The sequence below is a fragment of the Marinobacter goseongensis genome (assembly GCF_023156235.1).
In the GTDB taxonomy this organism is placed as follows: domain Bacteria; phylum Pseudomonadota; class Gammaproteobacteria; order Pseudomonadales; family Oleiphilaceae; genus Marinobacter; species Marinobacter goseongensis.
In genome coordinates this window covers 48,434-74,759 of record NZ_JAKZAI010000001.1, presented here as the reverse complement: position 1 = coordinate 74,759, position 26,326 = coordinate 48,434, and the positions used below count along the sequence as shown (strand labels likewise).

At 58.6% G+C, this 26,326-nt stretch carries 27 protein-coding genes; 17 read left to right on the top strand and 10 right to left on the bottom strand.

The genetic code is table 11. The annotated features are described in order from the left end of the window. Nucleotides 1–50 precede the first annotated feature (50 nt). The 3 genes from aat to infA all read left to right on the top strand — a co-directional run bounded on the left by aat (nucleotide 51) and on the right by infA (nucleotide 1,779). Entirely contained in the window at nucleotides 51–773 is a 723-nt protein-coding gene (gene aat, locus MLC70_RS00370; protein ID WP_248180986.1) for a leucyl/phenylalanyl-tRNA--protein transferase, read from the top strand. Next, nucleotides 766–1,479 (top strand): arginyltransferase, encoded by a 714-nt coding sequence (locus MLC70_RS00365; RefSeq protein ID WP_248180985.1) that lies wholly within the window; start codon nucleotides 766–768, stop codon nucleotides 1,477–1,479. Before aat ends, MLC70_RS00365 begins: the two co-directional genes overlap by 8 nt. Before the next feature lie 81 nt (nucleotides 1,480–1,560). Beyond that, nucleotides 1,561–1,779 (top strand): translation initiation factor IF-1, encoded by a 219-nt coding sequence (infA, locus tag MLC70_RS00360; RefSeq protein ID WP_008938619.1) that lies wholly within the window; start codon nucleotides 1,561–1,563, stop codon nucleotides 1,777–1,779. A gap of 58 nt (nucleotides 1,780–1,837) precedes the next feature. On the opposite strand, the gene MLC70_RS00355 is transcribed toward infA, so the two are convergent. The 3 genes from MLC70_RS00355 to clpS all read right to left on the bottom strand — a co-directional run bounded on the left by MLC70_RS00355 (nucleotide 1,838) and on the right by clpS (nucleotide 5,747). After that, nucleotides 1,838–2,869, bottom strand: coding sequence for a putative solute-binding protein (locus MLC70_RS00355; RefSeq protein ID WP_248180984.1), 1,032 nt, complete (start codon nucleotides 2,867–2,869; stop codon nucleotides 1,838–1,840). Between the two features lie 217 nt (nucleotides 2,870–3,086). Continuing rightward, nucleotides 3,087–5,357: an ATP-dependent Clp protease ATP-binding subunit ClpA gene (clpA, locus tag MLC70_RS00350; RefSeq protein ID WP_248180983.1), complete on the bottom strand. Its 2,271-nt coding sequence runs from the start codon at nucleotides 5,355–5,357 to the stop codon at nucleotides 3,087–3,089. A gap of 18 nt (nucleotides 5,358–5,375) precedes the next feature. After that, on the bottom strand, nucleotides 5,376–5,747 hold the full coding sequence (gene clpS / locus MLC70_RS00345; protein ID WP_248180982.1) for an ATP-dependent Clp protease adapter ClpS: 372 nt from the start codon (nucleotides 5,745–5,747) through the stop codon (nucleotides 5,376–5,378). Between the two features lie 338 nt (nucleotides 5,748–6,085). On the opposite strand from clpS, the gene cspD reads away from it, so the two are divergent. The 8 genes from cspD to MLC70_RS00305 all read left to right on the top strand — a co-directional run bounded on the left by cspD (nucleotide 6,086) and on the right by MLC70_RS00305 (nucleotide 13,113). Continuing rightward, a complete protein-coding gene (cspD, locus tag MLC70_RS18480) occupies nucleotides 6,086–6,412 on the top strand; it encodes a cold shock domain-containing protein CspD (RefSeq protein WP_282448198.1) in 327 nt (108 codons plus the stop codon). A gap of 190 nt (nucleotides 6,413–6,602) precedes the next feature. After that, nucleotides 6,603–7,241, top strand: a complete 639-nt coding sequence (locus tag MLC70_RS00335) for a pseudouridine synthase (protein ID WP_248181029.1) — start codon at nucleotides 6,603–6,605, stop codon at nucleotides 7,239–7,241. Then, on the top strand, nucleotides 7,238–7,687 hold the full coding sequence (locus tag MLC70_RS00330; protein WP_248180981.1) for an NUDIX hydrolase: 450 nt from the start codon (nucleotides 7,238–7,240) through the stop codon (nucleotides 7,685–7,687). The genes MLC70_RS00335 and MLC70_RS00330 overlap by 4 nt, the downstream gene beginning before the upstream one ends. Nucleotides 7,688–7,741: 54 nt before the next feature. Continuing rightward, nucleotides 7,742–8,896, top strand: coding sequence for a tRNA 2-thiouridine(34) synthase MnmA (gene mnmA / locus MLC70_RS00325; protein ID WP_248180980.1), 1,155 nt, complete (start codon nucleotides 7,742–7,744; stop codon nucleotides 8,894–8,896). After that, nucleotides 8,893–9,537, top strand: a complete 645-nt coding sequence (gene hflD / locus MLC70_RS00320) for a high frequency lysogenization protein HflD (protein ID WP_248180979.1) — start codon at nucleotides 8,893–8,895, stop codon at nucleotides 9,535–9,537. The genes mnmA and hflD overlap by 4 nt, the downstream gene beginning before the upstream one ends. 75 nt (nucleotides 9,538–9,612) lie before the next feature. Then, on the top strand, nucleotides 9,613–10,980 hold the full coding sequence (gene purB / locus MLC70_RS00315; RefSeq protein WP_248180978.1) for an adenylosuccinate lyase: 1,368 nt from the start codon (nucleotides 9,613–9,615) through the stop codon (nucleotides 10,978–10,980). Nucleotides 10,981–10,996: 16 nt separating this feature from the next. After that, nucleotides 10,997–12,148 carry a cupin domain-containing protein gene (locus tag MLC70_RS00310; RefSeq protein WP_248180977.1) on the top strand — a complete coding sequence of 384 codons (1,152 nt, stop codon included), beginning with the start codon at nucleotides 10,997–10,999 and terminating at the stop codon, nucleotides 12,146–12,148. Beyond that, nucleotides 12,145–13,113, top strand: coding sequence for a GNAT family N-acetyltransferase (locus tag MLC70_RS00305; protein ID WP_248180976.1), 969 nt, complete (start codon nucleotides 12,145–12,147; stop codon nucleotides 13,111–13,113). The genes MLC70_RS00310 and MLC70_RS00305 overlap by 4 nt, the downstream gene beginning before the upstream one ends. Here MLC70_RS00305 and MLC70_RS00300 read toward each other — a convergent pair. Beyond that, complete coding sequence (locus MLC70_RS00300; protein WP_248180975.1) at nucleotides 13,102–14,112, bottom strand: LysR family transcriptional regulator; 1,011 nt, start codon at nucleotides 14,110–14,112, stop codon at nucleotides 13,102–13,104. The genes MLC70_RS00305 and MLC70_RS00300 overlap by 12 nt on opposite strands. Before the next feature lie 230 nt (nucleotides 14,113–14,342). On the opposite strand from MLC70_RS00300, the gene MLC70_RS00295 reads away from it, so the two are divergent. Together MLC70_RS00295 and MLC70_RS00290 are read left to right on the top strand one after the other, a co-directional pair. Next, a complete protein-coding gene (locus MLC70_RS00295) occupies nucleotides 14,343–15,119 on the top strand; it encodes a hypothetical protein (RefSeq protein ID WP_248180974.1) in 777 nt (258 codons plus the stop codon). Between the two features lie 55 nt (nucleotides 15,120–15,174). Beyond that, nucleotides 15,175–17,175, top strand: a complete 2,001-nt coding sequence (locus MLC70_RS00290) for an ATP-binding protein (protein ID WP_248180973.1) — start codon at nucleotides 15,175–15,177, stop codon at nucleotides 17,173–17,175. On the opposite strand, the gene MLC70_RS00285 is transcribed toward MLC70_RS00290, so the two are convergent. Together MLC70_RS00285 and MLC70_RS00280 are read right to left on the bottom strand one after the other, a co-directional pair. Then, complete coding sequence (locus MLC70_RS00285) at nucleotides 17,126–17,593, bottom strand: MarR family winged helix-turn-helix transcriptional regulator (RefSeq protein ID WP_248180972.1); 468 nt, start codon at nucleotides 17,591–17,593, stop codon at nucleotides 17,126–17,128. The genes MLC70_RS00290 and MLC70_RS00285 overlap by 50 nt on opposite strands. 3 nt (nucleotides 17,594–17,596) lie before the next feature. Next, the gene (locus tag MLC70_RS00280; protein WP_317237497.1) at nucleotides 17,597–18,079 is read right to left on the bottom strand and encodes a glutathione peroxidase; all 483 of its coding nucleotides are present in this window, start codon (nucleotides 18,077–18,079) and stop codon (nucleotides 17,597–17,599) included. Nucleotides 18,080–18,260: 181 nt separating this feature from the next. Here MLC70_RS00280 and MLC70_RS00275 point away from each other — a divergent pair, with 181 nt between their 5' ends. The 3 genes from MLC70_RS00275 to htpX all read left to right on the top strand — a co-directional run bounded on the left by MLC70_RS00275 (nucleotide 18,261) and on the right by htpX (nucleotide 20,961). Then, nucleotides 18,261–19,475 (top strand): pyridoxal phosphate-dependent aminotransferase, encoded by a 1,215-nt coding sequence (locus MLC70_RS00275; RefSeq protein WP_248180971.1) that lies wholly within the window; start codon nucleotides 18,261–18,263, stop codon nucleotides 19,473–19,475. Nucleotides 19,476–19,487: 12 nt separating this feature from the next. Further along, a complete protein-coding gene (locus MLC70_RS00270) occupies nucleotides 19,488–19,982 on the top strand; it encodes a hypothetical protein (RefSeq protein WP_248180970.1) in 495 nt (164 codons plus the stop codon). Between the two features lie 94 nt (nucleotides 19,983–20,076). Next, nucleotides 20,077–20,961, top strand: coding sequence for a protease HtpX (htpX, locus tag MLC70_RS00265; RefSeq protein ID WP_248181027.1), 885 nt, complete (start codon nucleotides 20,077–20,079; stop codon nucleotides 20,959–20,961). Here the strand turns inward: htpX and pdxB are convergent, their stop codons facing one another. Genes pdxB through MLC70_RS00250 form a run of 3 tightly spaced genes read right to left on the bottom strand, consistent with a single transcriptional unit; the run spans nucleotide 20,962 to nucleotide 24,018 of the window. Continuing rightward, on the bottom strand, nucleotides 20,962–22,116 hold the full coding sequence (gene pdxB, locus MLC70_RS00260; RefSeq protein WP_248180969.1) for a 4-phosphoerythronate dehydrogenase PdxB: 1,155 nt from the start codon (nucleotides 22,114–22,116) through the stop codon (nucleotides 20,962–20,964). A gap of 21 nt (nucleotides 22,117–22,137) precedes the next feature. Then, nucleotides 22,138–23,433, bottom strand: coding sequence for a DEAD/DEAH box helicase (locus MLC70_RS00255; protein WP_248180968.1), 1,296 nt, complete (start codon nucleotides 23,431–23,433; stop codon nucleotides 22,138–22,140). Between the two features lie 6 nt (nucleotides 23,434–23,439). After that, on the bottom strand, nucleotides 23,440–24,018 hold the full coding sequence (locus MLC70_RS00250) for an elongation factor P hydroxylase (protein WP_248181026.1): 579 nt from the start codon (nucleotides 24,016–24,018) through the stop codon (nucleotides 23,440–23,442). A gap of 150 nt (nucleotides 24,019–24,168) precedes the next feature. On the opposite strand from MLC70_RS00250, the gene dsbD reads away from it, so the two are divergent. Continuing rightward, entirely contained in the window at nucleotides 24,169–26,055 is a 1,887-nt protein-coding gene (gene dsbD, locus MLC70_RS00245) for a protein-disulfide reductase DsbD (RefSeq protein ID WP_248180967.1), read from the top strand. Here dsbD and tusA read toward each other — a convergent pair. Continuing rightward, nucleotides 26,036–26,320: a sulfurtransferase TusA gene (gene tusA / locus MLC70_RS00240; protein ID WP_427902077.1), complete on the bottom strand. Its 285-nt coding sequence runs from the start codon at nucleotides 26,318–26,320 to the stop codon at nucleotides 26,036–26,038. The two genes, dsbD and tusA, sit on opposite strands and share 20 nt — an antisense overlap. Nucleotides 26,321–26,326: the final 6 nt, after the last annotated feature.

Below are 26,326 nucleotides of genomic sequence, written 5' to 3'. Positions count from 1 at the left end.
GCCAATCCCCCGGAATCCGGTTTGCACGTAACTGAAAGCAGCGGACCCGAATGACTTCACTACCCTGGATAGACCCCGACCATCTCTGGTTCCCCCCCGCCGAGGAGGCCCTCGACGAACCCGATGGCCTGCTGGCCCTGGGCGGAGACCTGTCTACCGAACGCCTGATCCTCGCCTATCGCAACGGCATCTTTCCCTGGTACAGCGACGACCAGCCCATCCTGTGGTGGTCCCCCGACCCACGGTGCGTGTTATTCCCCGACGAAATCCACATCTCCCGCAGCCTGAGACGCACCCTGAACAGCGGCCGATTCCGGGTGACCGCCGACCAGGACTTTGCCAGCGTTATCCGCCTGTGTGCCGACACCCGCGATGAGGGCACCTGGATCACCGATGACATGACCCGTAGCTATACCCGGTTACACCATCAGGGAGTCGCCCACTCCATCGAAGTGTGGAACCCGGCCGGTGATCTGGTGGGCGGCATGTACGGACTGGCCATCGGCGAGTGCTTTTTCGGTGAATCCATGTTCTCACTGGAAACCAACGCCTCCAAGGTACTGATGGTTCACCTCGCATGCCAGCTGGCTCTCTGGGGGTACCGGATCATGGATTGCCAGGTCGAAAGCAGTCACCTGCTGAAAATGGGGGCCAGAAGCATTCCCAGAAGCGAGTTTTTATCTATACTCAGAGCAGGTGTTGACCGCTCCCCGAGCCACGGTTCCTGGCAGATCCAGTGGCGTTGGCCCGGGGCCGGAGGAGTGCATGAGTAACCTCAGGACCCTGGTGTTCTTTGCGACACCACCACATGACTGCAGCTACCTGCCAGACCGGGAGGCCACGACCATGTTCGTGGACCCACGGGCCAACATTGACAAAAAGCTCTACAGCCAGCTCACGGCCCTCGGTTTCCGCCGCAGCGGGTCCCACTATTACCGCCCCCACTGCGAAGCCTGCAATGCCTGCATTCCCGTTCGCCTGCGGGTGGACGATTTCTGCCCCGATCGCAGCCAGCGCCGGGTGCTTGAGCGGAACTCCGACCTCACCTGCGAGCTGGTGCCCGCCTGCTTTACCGAGCGTTATTACCGGCTTTATGCACACTACATCGAACATCGGCACGCCGACGGTGACATGTACCCGCCCTCGCGGGAGCAGTTCAGGTCTTTTCTGGTTGAAGGCGCAACCGACTCGTGGTTTGTGGAGATCCGCCTCAATGACGAGCTGATCGGCCTGGCCGCAGTGGACATGCTGGATGACGGACTGTCCGCCATTTACACCGTCTTTGATCCTGCCTTTGAGCATCGCAGCATCGGTACCTTTGCTATTCTCTGGCAGATCGAGACGGCACGGGCGCGGGATTTACCACATTTGTACCTGGGGTACTGGATCCGCGAGTGCCGGAAAATGAACTACAAGACCCGCTTCAAGCCAATCGAGGCCCTGCGGGAAGGGCACTGGCAGGTACTGACACGCAACTGATTTTGCTAAATGGCGACAAATCAGGCAGAATTGCGCAATTTAAAATCCAGGTAAGTTAATTCCAAACGAGGTTTCTACTGAATGGCGAAATCAGATGTCATTGAAATGGAAGGCGTAATTGTTGATACGCTTCCGAATACCATGTTCCGTGTCGAGCTGAGCAACGGCCACGTTGTGACAGCTCACATCTCGGGCAAGATGCGCAAGAACTACATCCGCATCCTGACCGGAGACAAGGTGAAAGTTGAGCTGACTCCCTACGACCTCAGCAAGGGCCGCATCGTTTACCGCGCCCGTTAATCACCGACGTGACATCTGAAAGCCCCGGGGTTCCGGGGCTTTTTCATTTCTGTCGCGCCTATTCCCTGTCTTCAGCGCTGCACTCACCCGCACCCGGGTTGGTATAGCACCTGACTTTCCGCAATATGGTCATCATGTTGTCGTCATAGACGCCAGCGGCAAGCATTCCGCTGCTTTCCGCGGACTGTTGCATGTCGATACGCACGCTGCGCAGCATTTCCTGATAACCGGCAATGGCCTGTGGTGAAATATCCACCCAGCGATCCGCCGGTATCGAGTTCTCATATTGGCGAATGACCCGGATGGCTTCCGGATAGAGTCTTGAAACGGTCTTGCGTGACTGGCGCACAAAGCGGTCATCGAACTCGCCGTTTCTGGCGACCAGTTGAATGGTCACCTGCCCCACCGGGTATTTGACGATACCGCCGCGGTCGCCCATGCCACGAAACATCTCCAGAATCTCATAAGCCGCAGCCGGCGCGTAGCTGATATCCGCCTCGCCGTTGTTGAACAGGCGTGCGAAGTTCGAGATCTTCGCGTCCACCGGGACCGCGCCCACGTACTCCACCATGTGACGGGCATCGTGGTGGCCCTCAAACACAGTGATGCGCTTGCCCTTGAGCGCGTCCACATGATCAATGTTGCGGTCATTCACAAACAGATAGGCGGCACCCATCGGAGCCACACCCACAATCTCATAACCGTCCTGGGCCAGGTGCTCGTCCACCCGCGGGCTGGACAGAATGTGCATCAGCACCCGCAAATCTTCGTAATAAGGCACCGCACCGATAGCACTGATGGAGCCGGTAAAATCGTTGAAGTGGCGAACCCCCATATCGGTCAGGGCAACAATGTCACAGAGCCCGGCGCGAAAATCGTCAACCGCCTGATCTTCATCGGTGTAGGGCTTCATTGACAGCTTGACGCCGGTCTTGATCATCTTTCGCTGATATTCCTGCAGCGTTTTATAAACAAAGCCGGCGGCACCGGCCACATCGAAGACGCAGAACTGTTTTTCCACAGCAGCTACAGAGGGGGTCCAGACAGACAGACTTATAACGCCTGCCAACAGTGCAGCACATACCTTCATTCGTCCTGATTCCTTGTCATTATTGTTTGTAAGGGGTCACACAGCCGAAATCGGCATCAGCCCCGATTGGGACACCCAAATTGACAGAAATCAGAATGGAATGGATTGACGGCACTGTCGGCCGGGCAGCTGAAAAGCGGCCAATTTGATGAAGTGTGCACATAAAAAAACCGCGCCCATCGGAGCGCGGTTTTCGAAAGTGGCAGAGCCGCGGGTATCAGACTGCCTCGGCTGGCTCGTCCTCGTAGTCGAACACCAGCTCATCGTCACGCAGGTGGATGTGCACGTCGCCTCCCTTCTCTGACAACCGGCCAAACAGAATCTGCTCAGCCAGCGGCCGCTTGATCTTGTCCTGAATCAGGCGGGACATGGGTCGTGCACCCATGGTGACGTCGTACCCTTTCTCTGCAAGCCACTGCTTTGCCGGTTCGTCCACGTGCAGAACCACGTGCTTCTCATCCAGCTGTGCCTGCAACTCGGTCAGGAACTTGTCCACCACGTGGGTGATGGTGTGCTTCTGAAGGTCGGCGAACTGAATGATGCCATCCAGACGGTTACGGAACTCAGGCGTGAAAGTTTTGCTGATGATTTCCATACCGTCCGAACTGTGATCCTGCTCATTGAAGCCTATTGACCGACGGGCCATGCTCTCGGCACCGGCGTTGGTGGTCATCACCAGGATTACGTGGCGGAAATCCGCCTTGCGACCATTGTTATCAGTCAGCGTGCCGTGGTCCATCACCTGCAACAGCAGGTTGAACACTTCCGGGTGCGCCTTCTCGATCTCGTCCAGCAACAGCACACAATGGGGGTGTTTGTTCACCGATTCAGTGAGCAAACCGCCCTGGTCATAGCCCACATAGCCCGGAGGAGCACCGATCAAACGGGAAACGGTATGACGCTCCATGTACTCGGACATATCAAAGCGCACCAGCTCGATGCCCAGCACCTTGGCCAGCTGTTTGGTCACTTCCGTCTTACCGACACCGGTCGGGCCGGCAAACAGGAATGCGCCTTCGGGCTTCTCGGGCGCCTTCAGACCAGCCCGCGCCAGTTTGATGGCTGTGGACAGCGACTCGATGGCCGGATCCTGTCCGAACACCACCATTTTGAGATCGCGCTCCAGATTACGGAGCAGATCCTTATCGCTGGTGGACACGTTCTTCGGCGGGATACGCGCAATGTTGGCGACCACGTCTTCAATGTCCGGCACATCCACCGTTTTCTTACGCTTGCCCTCAGGCATCAAACGCTGACGGGCACCGGCTTCATCGATCACATCGATTGCCTTGTCCGGCAGATGGCGATCGGTGATGTAGCGGTCCGCCAATTCGGCAGCCACGCGCAGCGCTTTGTCGGTGTATTTGAGGTCGTGGTGCTTCTCGAAGTTCGGCTTCAGGCCTTTGAGGATCTGATAGGTATCCTCAACACTCGGCTCATTCACATCGATCTTCTGAAAGCGTCGCGCCAGGGCGCTGTCTTTCTCGAAGATGCCCCGGAATTCCTGGAATGTGGTGGAACCGATGCAGCGAATTTCACCAGAGCCCAGCATCGGCTTGAGCAGATTCGATGCATCCATGACACCGCCCGACGCTGAACCCGCTCCGATGATGGTGTGGATTTCGTCGATGAACAAAATGGCATGCTTCTCTTTCTTGAGCTCCGCCAGCAGGCCTTTCAGACGCTTCTCGAAATCACCCCGGTACTTCGTGCCGGCCAGCAACGCTCCAAGATCAAGGGAGTAGACCACGGCATCGGAGATAATATCCGGCACCTGTCCGTCCACAATGCGCTTGGCCAGCCCCTCTGCAATGGCGGTCTTGCCGACACCAGCCTCACCCACCAGCAGCGGATTGTTCTTGCGGCGGCGCACCAGAATCTGCACCACTCGCTCCACTTCGTGTTCGCGGCCGATCAGCGGGTCAATGCGGCCCTGGCGCGCCTGCTCGTTCAGGTTGGTCGCGTAGCTTTCCAGAGGCCGGGATGAACCGCCCTCCTCGGCCGCTTCCTCGTGGGAGGCCTGGTCATTGCCATCCTGATCCTCAGCTCCCTGGACACGGGAAATGCCGTGGGAGACAAAATTCACCACGTCGATACGGGCAATGCTCTGCTTCTTGAGCACGTACACAGCCTGACTTTCCTGCTCACTGAAGATGGCCACCAGCACATTGGCACCGGTCACCTCTTTTTTGCCGGACGACTGCACATGAAACACAGCCCGCTGCAACACTCTCTGGAAACCGAGGGTCGGCTGGGTCTCGCGCTCACTGTCGCTGCTTGGAATCAATGGCGTTGTGGAATCGACAAATTCGACGAGTTCATCCTGAAGCTGTTTCAGGTCTGCCCCGCAGGCTTTGAGAACGCCCACCGCCGATTCATTATCCAGCAGCGCCAGCAAAAGATGCTCCACTGTCATGAACTCATGGCGCTTGTCACGGGCATTTTTGAAGGCCGTATTCAGCGTAATTTCAAGATCTTTGCTCAGCATGGGCCACCCCTGGGTCTATCAGTCCGCACGTTCAATCTCGCAAAGGAGCGGATGCTCGCATTCCGAAGAATACTGGTTCACCTGTGCCGCCTTTGTCTCCGCGATGTCACGGGTATATACCCCACATACGGCTTTTCCTTGCGTATGGACGAGCAGCATCACCTGCGTCGCCTTTTCTTCGTTCATACCGAAGAACTTCATTAACACCTCAACCACAAAATCCATGGGGGTGTAATCGTCGTTCAGAAGCATCACCCGAAAGCGCGCAGGGCGTTTGAGAGCGGGCTTCTCGGGGGCAACGCTCAAGTCATCCTGGTGTCCCGGATGGCCTGGCTGTTGTTCATCGTCCCCCTGATTCAATACTAGTAGAGAATTCTGGATAGTCCTCATGATTCTTTACCGGAAATCGGTGCCCTTGCTTGTAAGGTGGTTGTGAGTCGTCCGGTTTTCAAGCCAACAGGCTGAACGGACGTGCGCTGGTTATCAATACGCGCATGATAACGCTTCAGCCCCCTCTTCAACCATACATTCCCGCAATGACTGCTATTGACTACCGGTCAATATTGGTCAACAGTACAGGAGCTATGTAAAATAATGTAAACCGGCGTCATGTTATGTATCTGAAAAGGCATCCGTATCAGGTAACCCGGTGTCACCCGTGCAAGGCATAACGCACGGAAATAATGCTAATAACAGTGATTGACAGCGAAAGAACAGGGGAGTTCATCATGCCAAAGGGCAAAGTAAAGTGGTTCAACAATGCCAAGGGTTATGGTTTCATTATCGAGGAAGGTTGTAGCGATGATCTGTTCGCTCATTTCTCCTCGGTTCAAATGGACGGCTACAAAACCCTCAAGGCCGGTCAAACAGTAACCTTTGACAAGAAGCCCAGTGACAAGGGCGTTCATGCTGTGAATATTGTGCCGGAAGAGCAGGCACAGAAAAGCGCGCAATCAGGCGCGGAGGAATCCCCGGAAAAGAAGTCCGAAGCGGCTGCTGAGAGCAACCGCGACGATAACGACTTCCGGAGTGAACCGCGGGTCGTTAACGCCTGAATCGCGAACGACGCACTAGATCGCTGGCCTGACCGAAGCAAAGGGTCACCATGGCCGGGCAACCGGCCACGGTGCTGCCCTGCGGTCACAACAGTCACAAGGACCTGATGGCGAGAGGCCCTCGCTGTCGAGCGTGCCGGCAACCCGATTTCTGCTTTTCCTCACCGACCGCTTCCGCTACGCTCTTGCCATGGCATCTCTCATACTTTTCAACAAGCCCTTCCAGGTGATGAGTCAGTTCACTGACAGCACCCCCGATGGGCAAGCCAGAGCCACGCTCGCGAACTGGATCAAGACTCCTGATGTCTACCCGGCCGGCCGCCTTGATTACGACTCAGAAGGCCTGCTCCTGCTCACCGATGATGGACAGGTTCAGAACCGTATCGCCTCACCCCGGCAGAAAATGCCAAAAACCTACTGGGTTCAGGTTGAAGGTCAGATTACCAACGAGGCTCTGGCACACTTGCGCACAGGCGTCGTGCTGAAGGATGGAAAAACAAAGCCGGCTCTGGCTGAAGACATGCCCGAACCAGTCATCTGGCCGCGGCAGCCCCCCATTCGCCACCGGCCATCTGTTCCCACCTCCTGGCTCGAACTCACGATTACGGAAGGCAAAAACCGGCAAGTGCGACGGATGACCGCCGCCGTGGGCTTTCCGACCCTGAGGCTGATACGTTATCGCATCGGCGATTGGAGCCTGGACAACCTGGCGCCCGGAGAATTCCGCACGCTGACGATTCACCCGCCCGCTGCACCGGCAGGTGTTCGTCGGCAGGGTAAAACGCGAAAGAACAGCACGAATAAGAGACGGAGGCACGCCAAATCATGACCTGGACACCCCACGCCACCGTTGCCGTCATCGTAGAAGACGATGATGGCCGATTTCTGCTGGTCGAGGAAATCAGCAGTGGGCTTGTGGTTTTCAACCAGCCGGCCGGGCACATCGAGGAAGACGAAGCGATTCTGGATGCGGTGCGCCGCGAGACCCTCGAAGAGACCGGCTGGCAGGTAGAGCCCACCCACTTTCTGGGCCTGTATACATACAAGGCACCGGCAAACGGCGTCACCTACTACCGCTTCTGCTATTCAGCCAGAGCCGTGAAAAAAGTCTCGGAGAGACTGGACGACGGCATCATTGCTGCCCACTGGCTTACGGTTGACGAGGTGGGCAGCCTCGGCGACAAGCTTCGCAGTCCACTGGTGCTGAAGTGCATAGAAGATTACCGAAACGGGCGCCGCTTCCCACTCGATGTCGTCGTGGACGCTGAGACGTAACCGGCCAACAATGGTAAACTGCGGCGCTCTTTACAGTGGGCAGCACGGTTAGCTATGACACACGTTCCTGAAAATACCCGCGTGATCGTTGGCATGTCCGGCGGCGTCGACTCATCTGTGGCAGCCTGGCTCCTTAAAGACCAGGGCTATCAGGTGGAAGGCCTGTTCATGAAGAACTGGGACGAGGACGACGGCACCGAATACTGCACTGCGATGACCGACCTTGCCGACGCGCAGGCGGTAGCGGAAACCATCGGCATTCAGCTCCACACTGCCAGCTTTGCGGCCGAATACTGGGATCGGGTTTTCGAGCACTTCCTGTCGGAGTACCGTGCCGGACGCACCCCCAACCCGGACATCCTCTGTAACAAGGAGGTAAAGTTCCGGGCGTTTCTCGATTACGCTGTCACGCTGGGCGCCGATTTCATTGCCACCGGCCACTACACCCGCCAGCGCCCGCTCAACGATGGCTCCCACCAGGCCCTGCTGCTGAAAGGACTCGATCCCAACAAGGATCAGAGCTACTTCTTGCACGCCGTCTCCGGCGACCGCATCGCCCGCACCCTGTTCCCCGTGGGTGAGCTGGAGAAACCGGAAGTGCGGCGCATCGCCGAAGCACAGGGCTTCGTGACACACGACAAGAAAGATTCTACCGGCATCTGTTTCATCGGCGAACGTAAATTCAGCGATTTCCTGAAGCAGTATCTGCCTGCCCAACCCGGCAACATCGAAACACCGGACGGCCAGATCATCGGGCGTCATCAAGGGCTGATGTACCACACCATCGGACAACGCCAGGGCCTTGGCATTGGCGGCCTGAGCGACTTCGGTGACGAGCCCTGGTATGTGGCAGAAAAAGATCTGACCCGCAATGTGTTGATCGCGGTTCAGGGCAAGCAACATCCGCTACTGTATTCCCGCGGCCTGGTTAGCGGTCAGATCGACTGGGTAGCGGGAGCAGCCCCGGCCACCACGTTCCGCTGTAAAGCCAAAACCCGCTACCGCCAGCCCGATCAGGACTGCGTGGTCACCCTCGGCGACGGCGGTGTCACGGTGGTCTTCGATGACGCCCAGCGGGCGGTAACCCCCGGTCAGTCCGTGGTTTTTTATCAGGAAGACGTCTGCCTCGGCGGCGGTGTCATCGAGCACACCTGGCGTGACGGTGAAGCGCGCCCCGAACGGGCCGTAGCCGACGGAGAAACGGCATGAGTCGATCCCTCCACGACCAGACACTGGCGCTGGCCGGCGTGTTCCAGGCCGCGGCCCAGGTCCAGCAAGTGGCTCACACCGGCCGGTGCGCCGACTCCAGCTTTGAAACGTCCGTGCGATCGCTGTTTGCAACCAGCCCGGACACCACGCTGGATGTCTACGGTGGCGAACTCAAGGACCTGCGTGAGGGCCTCAACACGCTGGCGAACGTCATGAGCCAGCAAAGCAAACAACAGGACATCGAGGTGCTGCGCTACGCCCTCAACCTGATTCACCTCGAATCCAAGCTCAACCGCGACAAAGACATGATGGCGGTCATCGGAAGCCGCATTGATCAGGCGCGCCACACCGCCAGTCATTTTGGTTACCTCCACGGCAACCTGGTGGCCAACCTGGCGTCCGTGTACGCCGATACCATCAGCACCTTCCGTATGCGTATTCAGGTCACCGGTGACCCCGCCACGCTGCAGCGGGAGGAGAATGCCGCCAGGGTGCGGGCGCTGCTGCTGGCCGGCATCCGTTCCGCTGTGCTGTGGCGCCAGAGCGGTGGGCGTCGCTGGCAGCTGATTTTTTCCCGGCGCAAGGTCATTGCCACCGCGAGGGAACTGGCCGAGAAAGCCAACCGGGCGGTTTACGACTGATTCGCACACAGCGCTGGTGTATCATAGGCGCCAATCCTTTTTTGACCCATTCCCAGATGATTTGAGAGGTTTTCGATGGAACTCACCGCCCTGACCGCCATTTCCCCGGTCGACGGACGCTATGGTAGTAAAGTCAGCGTTTTCCGTGACATTTTCAGTGAATATGGCCTTATCCGGAACCGGGTGACCGTCGAAATCCGCTGGCTGCAAAAGCTGGCCGCACACCCCGAAATCACCGAAGTACCCGCGTTTTCTCCGGAAGCGACCACGTTCCTGGATCGCATGGTCGGCGAATTCAGTCTTGAGGATGCAGAGCGCATCAAGGACATCGAGCGCACCACCAATCACGACGTCAAAGCGGTCGAGTATTTCATCAAGGAAAAAATCGCAGATGTGGCGGAACTGCATGCCGTGACGGAATTCGTCCACTTTGCCTGCACCTCCGAGGACATCAACAACCTGTCTCACGCACTGATGCTGCGGGAGGGTCTGGACCACGGCCTGCTGCCGGCCATGGACCGGGTTGTGGACAAACTGGCACAGCTGGCCCATGACCACGCCGAGCAGCCGATGCTGTCGCGCACCCACGGCCAGACCGCCTCACCGTCCACCGTGGGCAAAGAGCTCGCCAACGTTGTTCACCGCTTGCGGCGCCAACTCAAGCAGATTCGCGCGACCGAACTGCTGGGTAAAATCAACGGTGCGGTCGGCAACTACAACGCACACCTGTCGGCTTACCCGACCATTAACTGGGCGCAGAACGCCAAGGACTTCATCGAGAGCCTGGGGCTGGACTGGAACCCCTACACCACCCAGATCGAGCCCCACGATTACATCGCTGAGCTGTATGACGCCATCGCCCGCTTCAACACCATCCTGATCGACCTGGACCGGGACGTCTGGGGCTACATCTCCCTGGGTTACTTCAAGCAGAAAACGGTCGAGGGCGAAGTGGGTTCCTCCACCATGCCCCACAAAGTGAATCCGATCGATTTCGAGAATTCCGAGGGCAACCTGGGCATCGCCAATGCTCTGTTCAGCCACCTGTCTGCCAAACTTCCGATCTCCCGCTGGCAGCGTGACCTCACCGACTCCACCGTGCTGCGCAACCTGGGCGTGGGTTTTGCCCACAGTCTGATTGCCTACGAGGCTACCCTGAAAGGCCTTGGCAAGCTGGAAATCAATCCGGCACGACTGAACGACGATCTCGACCACGCCTGGGAGGTTCTGGCAGAACCGATCCAGACCGTTATGCGTCGGTACAACATCGAGAAGCCCTACGAAAAACTCAAGGCGTTGACCCGCGGCAAGGCAATGACACCGGAAGTGATCCAGAATTTCGTGGAGTCTCTGGACATTCCCGAGGCCGCCAAAGCCGAACTGATGGCACTGACCCCTGGCTCCTACATCGGCAACGCCGTCGATCAGGCGCAAAACATCTGATAGTGGAAAACGCGTTATGGACATGCTCGGCGGAATCTCAGCAGCGCAATTCCTGAACCAGTACTGGCAGAAAAAACCGCTGGTCATCCGCCAGGCGTTTCCGGACTTTCAATGCCCGGTGTCTGCCGATGAACTGGCGGGACTTGCCTGCGAAGAGGGCGTGGAATCACGCCTGGTGATCGAGAACGACGATGGCAAGCCCTGGCAGCTTCACAACGGTCCCTTCAGCCCGGACCGCTTCAGCAGCCTGCCGCAGCATGACTGGACGTTGCTGGTCCAGGGACTCGATCACTGGGTCCCTGACATCGCGGACCTGCTGGAGCACTTCCGTTTTGTACCCAACTGGCGCCTGGACGACATTATGGCCAGCTACGCGCCCAAAGGCGGCAGTGTAGGCCCTCATTTCGACCAGTATGACGTCTTTCTGTTGCAGGCCCAGGGACACCGTCGCTGGACCTTTGGTGGCCATTGTGACCACACCTCCCCTCGGGTAGACGGCACGCCCCTGCGCATTCTCAGTAGCTGGACCGGCGAGGAGACGGTGACCCTGGCCCCCGGTGACATGCTCTATCTGCCCCCCGGCATTGGCCATTACGGCGTGGCGGAAGACGATTGCATCACGCTCTCGGTCGGCTTTCGCGCCCCCACCGTCGACGATATTCTCACCGGCTTCAGCGACTTCCTCTGCGCTCAGTCCGATGCGGCCGACCATCTGACCGATCCGGACCTTGAGGTGCAGCACAACCCCGGGACCATTGCGCCAGAGGTGATCGACCGAGTTGCTGACGTCATCCACCACAAGCTCAACGACCGGCGCCAACTCTCCCTGTGGTTCGGGCAATACACCACGGCGCCCAAGAGCATGGAGATAGTGGTGCCTCCGGACGAGCCCATCACGCCGGAGGTTCTGTGCGAGCAGGTTCAGGATGGTGCCCGACTGCGCTGGAACGAAGGCTCACGGTTTGCGTATCACGACCTTGGCGAGGAAATCGCCCTGTTTGTGGACGGCGAGCAATACCTGCTGAAAGGCGATGCCAGGCCGCTCGCGCCGCTGCTCTGCGCTGGCGCCCGCATCGACACGAGCAGACTGGCCACGCTGGTTGAGGATCCCGCCATCGGTGGCCTGCTCAGCCACCTCTACAACCAGGGATCTGTGTATTTCGAATGACACCGATACGTATCCGCAAATACAGCTGGCAACTGGCGCCGGGGCACATTCGCGATATACGGCAGCGGGTCTTCGTTGACGAACAGCGGGTGCCGCCACACCTGGAATGGGACGCCACCGATGAAATCGCAGACCACTACCTGGCGGTGACGACAAACAATGAACCGGTCGCCGTAGCGCGTCTGTTTTCCACGCTGGACGAGACCGCGCACATCGGCCGCATGGCCGTGCTGCCGCCATGGCGGGGTCAAGGCGTCGGTGAAGCCCTGCTTCGCCAACTGATCCGGGACGCCGGGGAGCAGTTCAATGAACTGCGGCTCTCCGCCCAGCGACACGCGGTCGCCTTTTATCAGCGCGCTGGCTTTCATGTCTGTTCGGACCTGTATGACGACGCCGGCATCCCCCACTTGGATATGCGCTGCCTTGCACCGGGGCTGATCGCCTCCGAGTCCGGCGAACGTAGCTGCCCGCTGTTGTTGGGCGAGGACCGGCCTTCCTGGCTGTTTTCCGCGGAACACCACATGATTACCCTGCTGGACACCCTGGCCGGCCAGGCATGCCAGCGGCTCTGGCTGTATGATCGGCTGCTGGATCACGACATTTATGATCGCCACCAGTTCCGGGAGCTGCTGTCAGCTCTGGCCCGCCGCCATCGACTGAGTGAAATCCGCCTGCTGATCCATGACGACAAGCCGTTGATCAAGCGTCGCCACCAGATTGTAGAACTGATGAGACGACTACCGAGCCGGATCGAGCTGCGCCTGGTGAATCCCGACTATCCAGTGACCGACCAGCCTTTCATGCTTGTGGATCGCGAGGGCGTGCTGTACCGCCACGACTTTTACAAACCGGAGGGCTTTGCCAGTTTCGCCAACGGCGGCAGGGTCAAGCTGCTCGGGGAAACCTTCGTGCGCATGTGGGAGGCCGGACGCCGCTCTCTGGAACTCAGGGATCTACCGCTCTGACCGATGGGGCCCCGGAATGTCGGCAGACTCGAACTGCGCACCGAATGGTGCAAACTCCGCATCGACCTCCTCCGCCACTTCGGCAATCAGTTTTCGCAGCCATTGATGGTCGGCGTTGTGTTGCAGCAACGGGCTCCAGGCCATCTTGAGCTCAAACGGCGGGATATCGAAAGGCGGCACTTTCACCACCAGGTTGGCGTTGTCTTTCTGAAGCCACGCCGCCCGGGATGGCAGCGTGGCAATCAGGTCGTGCTGTTCGGCCAACAGCATCGCCACCTGGTAATGCCGGGTAAACACAGATATCTGGCGCTTCCGACCGATCAGTGACAAGGCTTCATCGACCCATCCCAACCGTTGCACATCTTTCGGATTAACCCCCACCCCAACACCAAAACCGGTTTTGCTCACCCAGATATGGCTGGCATCGAGGTAGGTGTCCAGCGTAAATGGCTCCCTGAGAATCGGATTACGCGCATTCATCAGGCAGGCGAAGTATTCGGTCCACAGGGTTTTCTGGTGAAACGACTGTGGGATCTTGTCGAACCGGTTGATCGCCATATCCAGACGCCCCTGCTCCACGTCCAGAAAGCTGACGTCACTGGGGGTCAGAACATCCAGGGTGACGTGGGGTGCCTCCTGACGGATCCGCCGAAGCACTCGCGGCATCAGGCAGGATTCGGCGTAGTCACTGGCCATGATGCGGAATACCCGCTGGCTTTCCATCGCCGAAAATGGCGTTTTCTCCTGCACCGCCTGCTCGATATCCGCCAGTATGCTCCGCACCAGCGGCTGCAACTCCCGCGCACGTTCGGTGGCCGACATACCCTCGCTGGTGCGCACCAGCAGCGGGTCGCCGAACAGATCCCTCAGTCGCCGCAGGCCATTACTCATGGCCGGCTGGGTGATACCCAGATGATTCGCGGCCTTGGTAACATTGCGCTCCCGGAGCAGCACGTCCAGGTACACCAGAAGATTGAGATCCACCCGGGAGATATCCATTACACCACTCCAGCACGCGCCATTTCGCCGGGGCCAAGCCTCAGCATTCACTGCAACAATGTACAGGATCGCGCCAATTCACGAAATCAATAAAACGCGTGAATCTTTCACATTAGAAAACGGATTCATTCCGGATTTTCTGCTAATCTTTCGGTTACTTGCGGAGAAACCGGAATTCGTGAAACCGGATGCGCCGTTACCCGAACTGATGCGGAGTCGTTAGCAATCTCATGGATACCACTACGATCGTCCTGATACTCGCCGCTCTTGTCACTGCTTCGATCATTATCATTGTGGCGATCCAGATGCGGGAACGGTCGAAAATTGAACGGGCCCGGCGAACCGCTTCTCAGGAAGACCAGTACAACCGCGCCAACCGCCTGCTCAACGAGATCCCTGGCCAGTACCTCACCCCGGACCTGAAACTGCTGCTGATCAAGCGTATGGAGGAAGCCTGTAACGAGTTGCTGGCACTGAAATCCGCGCGGCCGGTCAACGACTGGCTTGCCGCCGCCCAGCAACTCAGAACACAGGTACTGGAAAATAACGACAGTCGCTCACCGGTGAAAATCGACTCCCCGGAGAAGTCCAACTATGTTAAAGAGTTACTGCAAAATCTTTTCAAAATGATTGAAGGCCTGCACAAGGCCGGGAAAATCGACAACGCCACCGCCAAGAAAAACCTGAAGTACGTATTGTTTTTGGTGCATAAAACACACGCCGACCTCCACGTCTTTCAGGCTCGCGACCACGTGCGGCAAAATCAGATTCGCAAGGCGATTCATTCCTATCACCTGGCCAGCACCGAAATGGGCAAGTCTCAGGATAACCCGCTTGCGATGAAGGCCGTCAAAAGCTTCCGCACCCGGATCAAGGAATTGGAGGCTATAAGTACTGACGATCAGAAAGCCGCTGAAGGTAACGATGGCCCATCCAAACTTGACCAGGATTGGGATACCTTTCTCCATGATGACGAGTGGAAGAAAAAAGCCGATTACGATGATTGACCGGATTCTGACCGCTCGCGACTGAACCGCCTCCAGACAGGGATTGTGTAAACTGGTGACCAGGCTATTCCGTAAACGCCTTTCTTTTCGCCTCACCCGCGACACCGTGTTGCTAGCCATGGCGCTGGGCCTGATTCTGAACATTGTGCAGGTTACCCTGGACTTTTTCAGCGCCCGCGAATCCATGGAAGAAGAGATCCGCGCGCTGATCGAGATCAGTCACAGCCCGGCCTCCCAGATTGCCTACAACATTGATGTCCGCCTGGCGGAAGAGCTCCTTGATGGCTTGTTGCGTCATCCTGCAACCATTGATGCCCGCATCATTGATAACGACGGCCACACCATGGCAGCGGCCAGTCAGAGCAGCCCGGTGTCGCCCTACCGCTGGATCAGCGATGCCCTGTTCGGTGCAAACCGGACCTTCAGCGACGAGCTGCGGGTGCGCCAGCTTGCGGACCTGCCTCTGGGCACACTGACGGTAACCATCGATACCTTTCACTATGGCCTGATCTTTATGCAGCGGGCCGGTTACACCCTGCTCAGCGGTTTCTTCAAGAGCTTGGTCCTGTCAGCCGCACTGCTGGCTATTTTCTATCTCGTACTTACTCGTCCGATGATGAACGTCATCAATGCGCTGAGCCGGGTGCAGGCGGAAACACCCGAGAAGGTCCGCCTGCCTATTCCGCTAAACCACCAGGAAGACGAAATCGGTGCAATGGTCGGGATCATCAACCAGCACCTGCAAACCATCGACTCCAGCCTTGCCCAACTGCGGCGTGCCGAGAGCGCCATGAAAAACTACTCGGCGCAACTGGAGCGGGAGGTGGATGACCGCACCCGCGAAATCTCGGAGAAGAACGCAGCCTTGCAGCGGGGCAATCGGGCGCTGGTGAAGGCCAAGGAGGATGCCGTGCGGCGGGCGCGCTCACGGGCCAATTTCCTGGCCAGTATGAGCCACGAAATCCGCACCCCGCTCAACGGGGTACTGGGTATGCTGGGGCTTGCGCTGGAAGGGGATCTTGATCCGGAACAGCGTAACCGGCTTGAGATCGCGCTGAACGCCGGGCAGAGCCTGTTGGGGCTGCTGAACGACATCCTCGATATATCGAAGGTCGAAGCGGGCAAGCTGAGCCTGGAAAACATTCCGTTCAACGTCCGCAACCTGATCGAGGAATGTGCCGTTCTCCATACCCAGCAGGCCCGCAGAAAACACATCGAGTTGTTGGCAGACATCGACCGTGACCTGCCCGAGATGTTTCTCGGTGACCCCACGCGCACCCGCCAGATCCTCAACAACCTGCTCAGCAATGCCATCAAGTTTACCGATGATGGCAGCGTGAAAGTTGGGGTTTCGCGGGTTGGCGGTAACGTCAAGATCGACGTGATCGACACCGGTATCGGCATGTCCAAAGAGGGACTGCACCGCATATTCTCGCCGTTCTCCCAGGCGGACACCGACACCACTCGCCTCTATGGCGGAACCGGCCTCGGTCTGACGCTCTGCCGACAACTGATCGAGCGCATGCACGGACAGATTCTGGTGGATTCAGAAGTGGGACGCGGCACCCATTTCACCGTGACGCTGCCACTGCCGGTCTACGAAACCGCGCTCACCGAGCCGGAGCCCGCGGCCACACGCGAAAACAATGCGGCGGCGGGCTCAGCCGCCCTTGCCATCCTGCTGGTGGAAGACAACCAGGTCAATCAGCTGGTGGCCAGCAGCCTGTTGCGCAAGCTCGGGCACACCGTTGATCTGGCGGAGAACGGCAAGCGGGCGCTTCAGGCGATGGAGAACAGGACGTACGACATGGTTCTGATGGATTGCCAGATGCCAGTCATGGACGGCTATGAAGCGACTCGGCAGATCCGGGAGAACCCTGCCTGGAAAACCTTGCCGGTGATCGCGGTGACCGCCAACGTCATGCAGGGGGACCGGGAGAATTGCCTGGCTTCCGGTATGAACGACTACATTACCAAGCCTTACAACCGCAACGATCTGAAAGCCGTTATCGAACGCTGGGCGCCTGACGCTCCAGCTCGGCAAGAACCGACCTGAGCTCGTCCCGAAGCGCCATCAATCGCTCCGGTGCCACCCCGGTAGCGCATAGCAGACGTTCCGGCACAGAACAGGCCTGCGCACGCAAGTCGTAGCCCGCTCGCGTCACAGCTACCGTCACCACCCGCTCATCGTCTTCGCCGCGAGCACGATTAACCAGCCCGCGCAACTCCAGGCGCTTCAACAGTGGCGTCAGGGTGCCGGAATCCAGCCGCAGACGGTCACCCACCTCTGACACCTTCAAGCGGTGATCGCCCGCCGCAGCCTCCCACAGCACCAGCATCACCAGGTACTGCGGATAGGTCAGGCCCAGCTCGGCCAGCAACGGCCGGTAACGCGCAACCACCGCGCGGTTGGCGGTGTACAGAGCAAAGCAGACCTGGCTGTCCAGGGCCAGGCCATCCTCCGGTGCGGTCATAAATTACAGCAGCTTTTCGATGTCGGCACGGATCGCTTCCGGCTTACTGGTCGGCGGATAACGGCGAACCACCTGCCCGTCCCTGTTCACCAGAAACTTCGTGAAGTTCCACTTGACCTTCTCCGAGCCCATCAGACCTTTGGCTTGCTGTTTCAGAAAGCGGTACAGCGGGTGCGCCTCGGGGCCGTTGACCTCGATCTTGGCAAACATCGGAAAATCCACGCCATAGTTCAGGCTGCAGAACTGGCTGATGGCGCCATTGTCTGCGGGATCCTGATTGAGAAACTGATTGCAGGGAAACCCCAACACGTCGAGCCCGCGTTCGCCAAGATCCTTGTGCAGCGCCTGCAGACCCTCGAACTGGGGGGTGAACCCACACTTGCTGGCAGTATTAACGATCAGCAGCACTTTGCCCCGATACTCCGCCATGTCGTGGTCGTTACCCTTGATATCCTGAACGCTAAAATCGTAAATACTTTCGCTCACACGCCCTCTCCTTTAATTGCCATCAATTGAATTGCGCACAATACATCATCCGAAGAACAAAGTCCTCTTTCGCCATAATTCATCACAATTGCCCTGTTGCCCGGCGGTCATGCTCCGCTAGAATACGAGATTGATGTTATTATAATTTTTTCTGATATCGGGTTAAGGGAACCACAGTCTTATGCAGAACTTCCACAAGTCCGCCAAGCTGGATAACGTGTGTTACGAAATACGTGGCGTGGTTCTGCGTGAGGCCCGTCGGCTCGAAGAAGAAGGGCATCGGGTGCTGAAGCTGAACATCGGCAATCCGGCCGCGTTCGAGCTGGATGTACCCGAAGAAATTCAGCAGGATGTGATCTACAACATGCCTCTGGCCCAGGGCTATGTGGAATCCAAGGGGCTGTTCTCTGCCCGCAAGGCGGTCATGCACTACTGCCAGCAGCGGGGCATCGACAAAGTCGATATCGACGACATTTTCCTTGGCAACGGCGTCAGTGAGCTCATCGTCATGTCCATGCAGGCCATGCTCAACACCGGCGACGAAGTGCTGATTCCGGCTCCGGATTACCCGTTGTGGACGGCGGCCGTGACGCTCTCCAGTGGCAAGCCGGTGCATTATCACTGTGATGAAGCCCAGGACTGGTTTCCCGACATTGACGATATTCGCAAGAAGATCACCAAGCGCACCCGCGCGATCGTGCTGATCAACCCCAACAACCCGACCGGGGCGGTTTACTCAACGGAGCTGCTGGAGCAGGTCATCGAGCTGGCCCGACAGCACAACCTGATCATTCTGTCTGACGAGATCTACGACAAGATTCTGTACGACGGCACCCGGCACGTGTCCACGGCTTCATTGGCCGACGACGTGCTGTTCTTCACCTACAACGGTCTGTCCAAGAATTACCGGGCCGCAGGCTACCGCTCCGGCTGGATGATCATCAGTGGCGCCAAGCACCGCGCGCGGGACCTCATCGAAGGTATCGAGATGCTGTCCAATATGCGGCTGTGCGCCAACGTGCCCGCCCAGTTGGCCATCCAGACCGCACTCGGCGGCTACCAGTCTATCGATGATCTGGTGGCCCCCGGTGGCCGATTGTTCGAGCAACGGGAAACCGCATGGCGACTGCTGAATGACATTCCCGGGGTGAGCTGTGTCAAGCCCAAGGGGGCGCTTTACCTGTTTCCGAAACTGGACCCCAAGAAGTTCCCGATCGTCAACGACGAGAAGCTTGTGCTGGATCTGCTGTTGCAGGAGCGCATTCTTCTGGTTCAGGGCTCGGCTTTCAATATCAATGACAAGCAACATCTGAGGGTGGTCTTCCTGCCCCGGGTTGATACCCTGGAGGACTCCATGACACGGCTTGCCCACTTTCTTTCGAATTACCAGCAGTGATTGGTGGGGTAAATGGCTGATATTCACGTTGAGGAATTCTACAAAGACGCCGCCATTGCACTGGTTCAGCTTTACAACGCGTTCCCCAGGCGCATCAACCTGTTTGTTGAAGACATCGCAGGGCCGGACGAGCCCGATGAGTTCGGCCTGCACAGCAAGCGCCATATGGCCTGTTTCGGCGCCCTGCTCTGGCTCGAAGACGAAGGGCTGTTGCGCTATGTCGACACCATCCGTCAGGAAGCTCTGGATCAGGCCGTGCTGACCCGCGACGCCTTTGTGCGTCTGAGCATGCCGGCCTGCCCGGGATTACTGGCCCTACTGGAGTCCCTTGCGCCACAGGATCAGACCGTATTGCCCCCATCCGTCAGGCACGATCTGTCTACTCACGTGCACCTTATCCGCAGCGCCCTGCGCAGTGGCCGCTCCGCGACCATCACCCAAGTGATGCAGGGTACTTTTTTTGGCACCGAAACGGCCGCGAAGCCCCGCAACCGGGGCGATCATTAAATCCGCGTAAACCGCTTGAACCGACCGCCACAAGCCGCATATAACGTCGGTGTAACATGTCGCTATTGTGGAACATGACTCACTTAAGGAACCGATAATGCGTATCTTGCTGTTTCTCGCCACCAACCTGGCGGTCATTATTGTAGCCAGCATTACCCTGCGCCTTCTCGGCGTGGACAGCTACCTTGCCCAGAATGGTATTCAGTACGGTTCACTGCTCGCGTTCGCAGCCGTGTTCGGCTTTGCCGGAGCTATCGTATCGCTGCTGATCTCCAAACCCATGGCCAAATGGAGCACCAAAGCACGGGTTATCGAGTCACCACGCACACCGGCTGAACGCTGGCTGGTGGATACCGTTGCCGACCTGGCCAAGAATGCCGGCATTGGCATGCCGGAAGTGGCGATCTTCCCCGCCTCCCAGTCCAACGCGTTTGCCACCGGCTGGAACAAGAACGATTCTCTCGTGGCTGTCAGCGAGGGCCTGTTGCATCGATTCAACAAGGACGAGATCCGCGCGGTGCTGGGCCATGAAATCGGCCATGTGGCCAACGGTGACATGATAACCCTGGCGCTGATTCAGGGCGTGGTGAACACCTTCGTGATCTTCGCATCCCGGGTGATCGGCTCGTTCGTGGATCGGGTCGTGTTCAAGAATGAGAGTGGCCACGGTATCGGCTTCTTCGTGGTCAGCATCGCAGCGGAAATCGTGCTGGGCATTCTCGCCAGCACCATCGTGTTCTGGTTCTCCCGCCGCCGGGAATTCCGCGCTGACATCGCCGGTGCCCAACTGGCCGGGCGCGGCGCCATGATCAACGCACTGGCGAGACTGAAACAGGAGAGCGAGGTACCGGATCAGATGCCGGACAGCCTGCAGGCGTTTGGCATCAACCGCGGTGCCCGGGCCGGCTTGAGTGCGCTGTTCATGACCCACCCACCGCTGGAAGCGCGCATCGAAGCCTTGAAGCAGGCCAGCCTCTGATCAGATTTTCAGCTTGAAGCCCAGGGCGCGAAAAGTGTCCTGGAGCGATTTGCTGGTGCCTTTGAGCTGGATTTTGACGCTCGAGAACTCCCGCCGCACCGGATAGTTCTTGCGCAGACGGTCGAACGCCGTGCCCCGCTCCTCTACCGGCAGGTCCATGGTCAGGCGCAGACGGGCATCATCCCGGCGGGGGTCATAACAGGAGCGCATGGCAATATTTCCGGCCCCCATTTCCTCGGCCGCGCTGGTGAAGCAGAGTTTGCTGAGCGCAGGCTCTGGCAGATATTGCCCGGCCTTTTTACGGGCCGGCAGGCCCAGGAAACGGCAGAGAGACTGATACACCATCTCGGTGCCCTGCACCTTACCCTCGAGGCTGTAGCCTGCAATGTGCGGGGTTGCCAGCCAGACCCGGTCAACCAGCTGCGGATTCACCCGCGGCTCCTGCTCCCACACATCCAGCACCACCGTCGGTGCGTTCGGCGCTTGCAGCCGCTCCAGCAACGCGGCCGATTCGATGACCTCGCCACGGCTGGTGTTGATCAGCAGCTGACCGGCGGTCAGCCTGGCCAGTCTGTCTGCATCGATCATGTTAAATGTGGGGTGGGCGGATTCCCGGGTCAACGGTGTGTGAAGGGTAATAACATCGCATTCCAGTGCTTCGTCCAGACTGCAGAACATCTCATTATCATCACCTTCAACCGCCTGCCGCGGCGGATCGCACAGGCGCACGGTGAAGCCGAGCTTATCCAGCTTACGCGCCAGTTCACTGCCCACATTGCCGGCACCTACAATGCCGACACTGAGGGTCTCCCAGTCGTCCAGCCCCTGCTGTTCGGCATACAGCGACAGCACCGACAGCACATACTCGGCGACACTGTTGGCATTGCAGCCCGGCGCTGCGGAAAAGGCAATACCACGAGATTCGAGCCAAGGCAGATCGACGTGATCGGTGCCGATGGTGGAGGTTCCCACGTATCGGACTCGGCTGTCTTTCAGCAACGCTTCATTGACCCGGGTCACGGACCTGACCAGCAGGATATCCGCATCGTTGACGTCCTCGGGAGACACGGTGCGACCGGACACCCGGCGAATGGTGCCGATATCCCCGAAAAAGGACTCCAGCAGGGGAATGTTTTCGTCCGCTACGATCAACATGGTCTGAACTGTTCGCCTCTTTTAGTTCCTGCGCTGACGCGGCGGGCGGCCGCCCTGCCCTCGTCCACCCTGGCTGCGGTTGCCCTGTGGCCGGCGCCCGCCACGCTTTCTGGTGATCGGAGCATTCGGCATGGTCACCGACAGCTCCTCATCAGGCACCGCAGTTTTCAGCTTCTGACTGATGTAGGACTCAATCGCCGGCAGTGAGAAGGCATCGTCCTCGCTGGCGAAGCTGACCGACACGCCGGTCTTGCCCGCGCGCCCGGTCCGGCCAATGCGATGAACGTAGTCTTCTGCGTTCTCCGGAAGATTGTAGTTGAAAACATGGGTCACGCCGTTGACGTGAATGCCGCGACCGGCCACGTCGGTAGCCACCAGCACCTGGATGTCGCCACGCTTGAACTGTTCAAGGGTTTTCAAGCGCTTGTTCTGGGCAATCTCGCCGGACATCAGGGCAACTTTCACGCCCTGGTTGCGGAGATCCTCATCCAGATCCCGGCATTGATCCCGACGGTTGGCAAACACAATGGCCTTCTCGACCTCCGGACGTTTGAGATAGTTCACCAGCACTGGCAGCTTCTCATCCTCTCCCACCAGGTAAACGGTCTGCTCGACGCGTTCGGCGGTCTTCTGCTCCGGTTCGATTTCCACAAACTCGGCGCTCTGGGTCCACATGGACGCCAGATTGAGCACATCCTGATTGAAGGTGGCGCTGAACAGCAGGGTCTGGCGCTCCTCTTTCGGCGTGCACTTGCGGATGATGCGTTTGACGTCGGGAATGAAGCCCATGTCGAGCATCCGATCCGCCTCGTCGAGAATGAGAATATCCAGCTGATCAAGAAAAACGTCCTGGGAGCCCAGGAAGTCAATCAGGCGGCCGGGGGTTGCTACCAGAATGTCGACAATTTCGTTCTGCAGCTGATCTCGCTGCTTGTCGTAGTTCATGCCACCGACCACCGTGACCACGTTGTGGCCGGTGTAACCGCACAACTGCTCGGCATCCTTGGCAATCTGCATGGCCAGTTCACGAGTCGGCGCCAGAGCAAGCACGCGCGGCTCGGAGGCAAAGCGGTCTTTTTCCGGCACCGGAGTTTCCAGCATGCTCTGGATCGCGGTAATCAGGAATGCCGCGGTTTTACCGGTGCCGGTCTGGGCCTGCCCGATCAGATCCTGGCACGCCAGGGTAAACGGCAGGGTTTCGGCCTGGATCGGGGTGCAGTATTCAAAACCGATATCTGTGATGGCATCCAGCAGGCGTTGGTCCAGATTAAGATCCTTGAACAACGGTTTGCTGGTGTCGTGGGATTCAGATGTCATAGGCAATCAGTCTTCCTTTATGTCTGTATCAGGAGCGTGAGAAAGTATGCGCCGGGACTCTTCTTGCCAGGCGTGTTCAAACGTTTCCCCGGTTCCGTAAAATGACCTGAGCGTGTCAAAGAATGCCCGCGCGCGAGCCGGCATCCCATGCTCGAGGTAATGATTGGCCCGCGCACGCACCTTGCGGCGAAAGCCGGATTCATCGGCGGCTCCGCCTCCGGAGAGGTTGTCCACGCTGATGTGAAAGCGGGACCCTGCAGCGACGGCAAACAGCCATTCAAGCGCCTGAGGCTTTACCTCCGCCTGTTCGAAAGCCTTCTGCTGACCGGCAGTGCGGCCGTCAGGGCAGTACCAGTAACCATAGTCCGGCAGCGTTCGGCGGTGCGCGCCGGCAATACACCAATGACTGATCTCATGCAGGGCGCTGGCGAAATAACCGTGTGCAAAAATAATCTGTGCAGCGCCACCGGCTTCCGTAGCCGGCAGATATTCGGGTTCATCACTGCCTCTGACCAGGATCGTCCGGCTGGATTCCAGGAACAAGTCATTGAACAGCATGATAAGATCGTCTGGATTGTGCGTCATTGGGACGCTATTGTGCGACTTTAAATCCCGCAATACCAGAGGGAACTTTAGGGTGCCGGGGGTGTCCATTGCTTCCTGACAGAGGTTGTCCGGACGCGCTGCATCAGTCCCGTGAGCCAAGACAGAAACACTCAGGATCCGATAGTCATTATGACCGAGTTTGCCAAACCCGCTCGACGTATGTCCGAGACCTTTCTGGCCAGCCGCCACATTCTGGCGCTGTTGCTGGTTCTGTTATCCGCGTCGGCCTGGGGGTTGGGCAGTTCCGGGAACCCATTGTTTGGCAACAGTGGCGACTTTCTTGCCGTAGATGAAGCCCTGCCCTTTAACTACGCCACAGACGCCGGCAGCGTGGTCCTGTCCTGGAATATTGCACCGGATCACTATCTCTACAAATCCCGCGTATCGGTTACCCCCCTGACAAAAGGGGTCACTCTGGGTGAACCCGAGTTCTCGTTGCAAGGCACCACCACCGAGGACGAGTACTTCGGGATTATGACGGTGTTCTACGATCCGGTCGAAGCCCGGGTACCCGTGAGCCTGCCGGACGGCGTCCGGGAGGCGGAGCTGGAGGTGACCTATCAGGGTTGTGCGGAAGCGGGCCTGTGTTACCCGCCCCAGACTCGGACCGTGCTCTACTATCCGGGCAGCGGAGACGACCGTGAGACTGCGGCGGTGCAGACATCCCCAACGTCCGCGCCCGGCAACGCCAGCCCGTCGGACCTCAATCCCCAATCTGCCACCGGGCTGGCGGGCTTCCTGTCCGAACAGTCCACCCTGGCGATTGCGGCGGTTTTTCTGTTGCTCGGACTGGGCCTGACTTTCACCCCCTGCGTGCTGCCCATGGTGCCAATCATCTCCGCCCTGGTTTCTGGCCGCAATACCCGCTCCACGGGGCAGGCCCTGATGCTGTCCGGCAGCTATGTGCTTGGCATGGCACTGACCTACGCCGCCGCCGGAGTGATCACCGGATTGCTCGGCGCCAGCTTCAACCTTCAGGCCCAGCTGCAATCCCCGTGGGTGCTGGGGGTATTTGCCGCCCTGTTCGCGCTCTTCGCGCTGTCCATGTTCAACCTGTTCGACATCCAGCTTCCCCGTTTCATCCGTGAGCCGCTGAACGACGCCAGCCACCGACTGACCGGCACTCGTGTTGCGGGTATCTTCGGTATCGGCGCGTTGTCCGCACTGATTGTTTCGCCCTGTGTATCGGCACCTCTGGCCGGCAGCCTGCTGTACATCAGCACCACACAGGACGCTGTGGTTGGCGGCATGGCTCTGTTCTCACTGGGCCTTGGCATGGGCATACCCTTGATTCTGGTTGCCATCGGCGGGCGCAAGCTGTTGCCGTCAACCGGGCCATGGATGAACGTGGTCAAGGCGTTCTACGGTGTCATGCTGCTGGCGGTTGCCATCTGGCTGATTGAACGCCTGGTACCCGCTTGGCTGGCACTGACATTGTGGGGCCTGCTGGTGGCGATCACCGGCGTTCAACTGGGCGCCTTCGATGCGGCAAAAGCCGGCTGGGAGCGCACCCGCAAAGGCGCCGGCCTGGTGATGTTTGCCTACGGCCTGGCGCTGCTGGCAGGAGCCATCGGAGGCGCGACTGACCCACTGCAGCCGTTGGCGCCTTACACCGCGAAGACCGTTGTCTCCGGTAGCAACGCCGCGGAGCATGCGAGCTTCCAGAGGGTGGGATCGCCGGACCAGATCCGGGATCTGATGACGCAGGCCCGCCGCAACCGCCAGCCGGTGATGCTGGATTTCTACGCCGACTGGTGCATCTCCTGCAAGGTGATGGAACGCAACGTATTCAGTGCCGCTGACGTGATCGATGCCCTGGCACCCTATACGCTGCTGCAGATCGACATGACGGACAATACGACCGCTCAGCAGGCCTTGCTGGACGAGCTCGGGCTATTTGGCCCACCAGCCATCCTGTTCTTTGGTCGGGACGGTGAGGAGCTGCCGGGAGCCCGCGTTCTGGGAGAGATGGACCGCGACGAATTTCTACGGCACCTCAGCTCCCTCGACGTATGAAGTAGAGGAATTCCTTGCCGGATTCCTCGGTATGCAGGAGGGCGTGATTGAGGAACTGACAGAATCGTGGAATGTCCCGGGTTGTGGATGGGTCCGTGGCGATTACTTTGAGCACGCCGCCCACCGGCACATCGTTGATGCGGTTGTGGAGCATCATCACCGGTTCCGGGCAGTACAGCCCGCGTGCGTCGAGTTCTCCGTCAAATTTTGTCGTGTCCAATACCGAATCTCCGTCAGGGGAATCACTGCGTTTCTGGAAATACATGCTAAA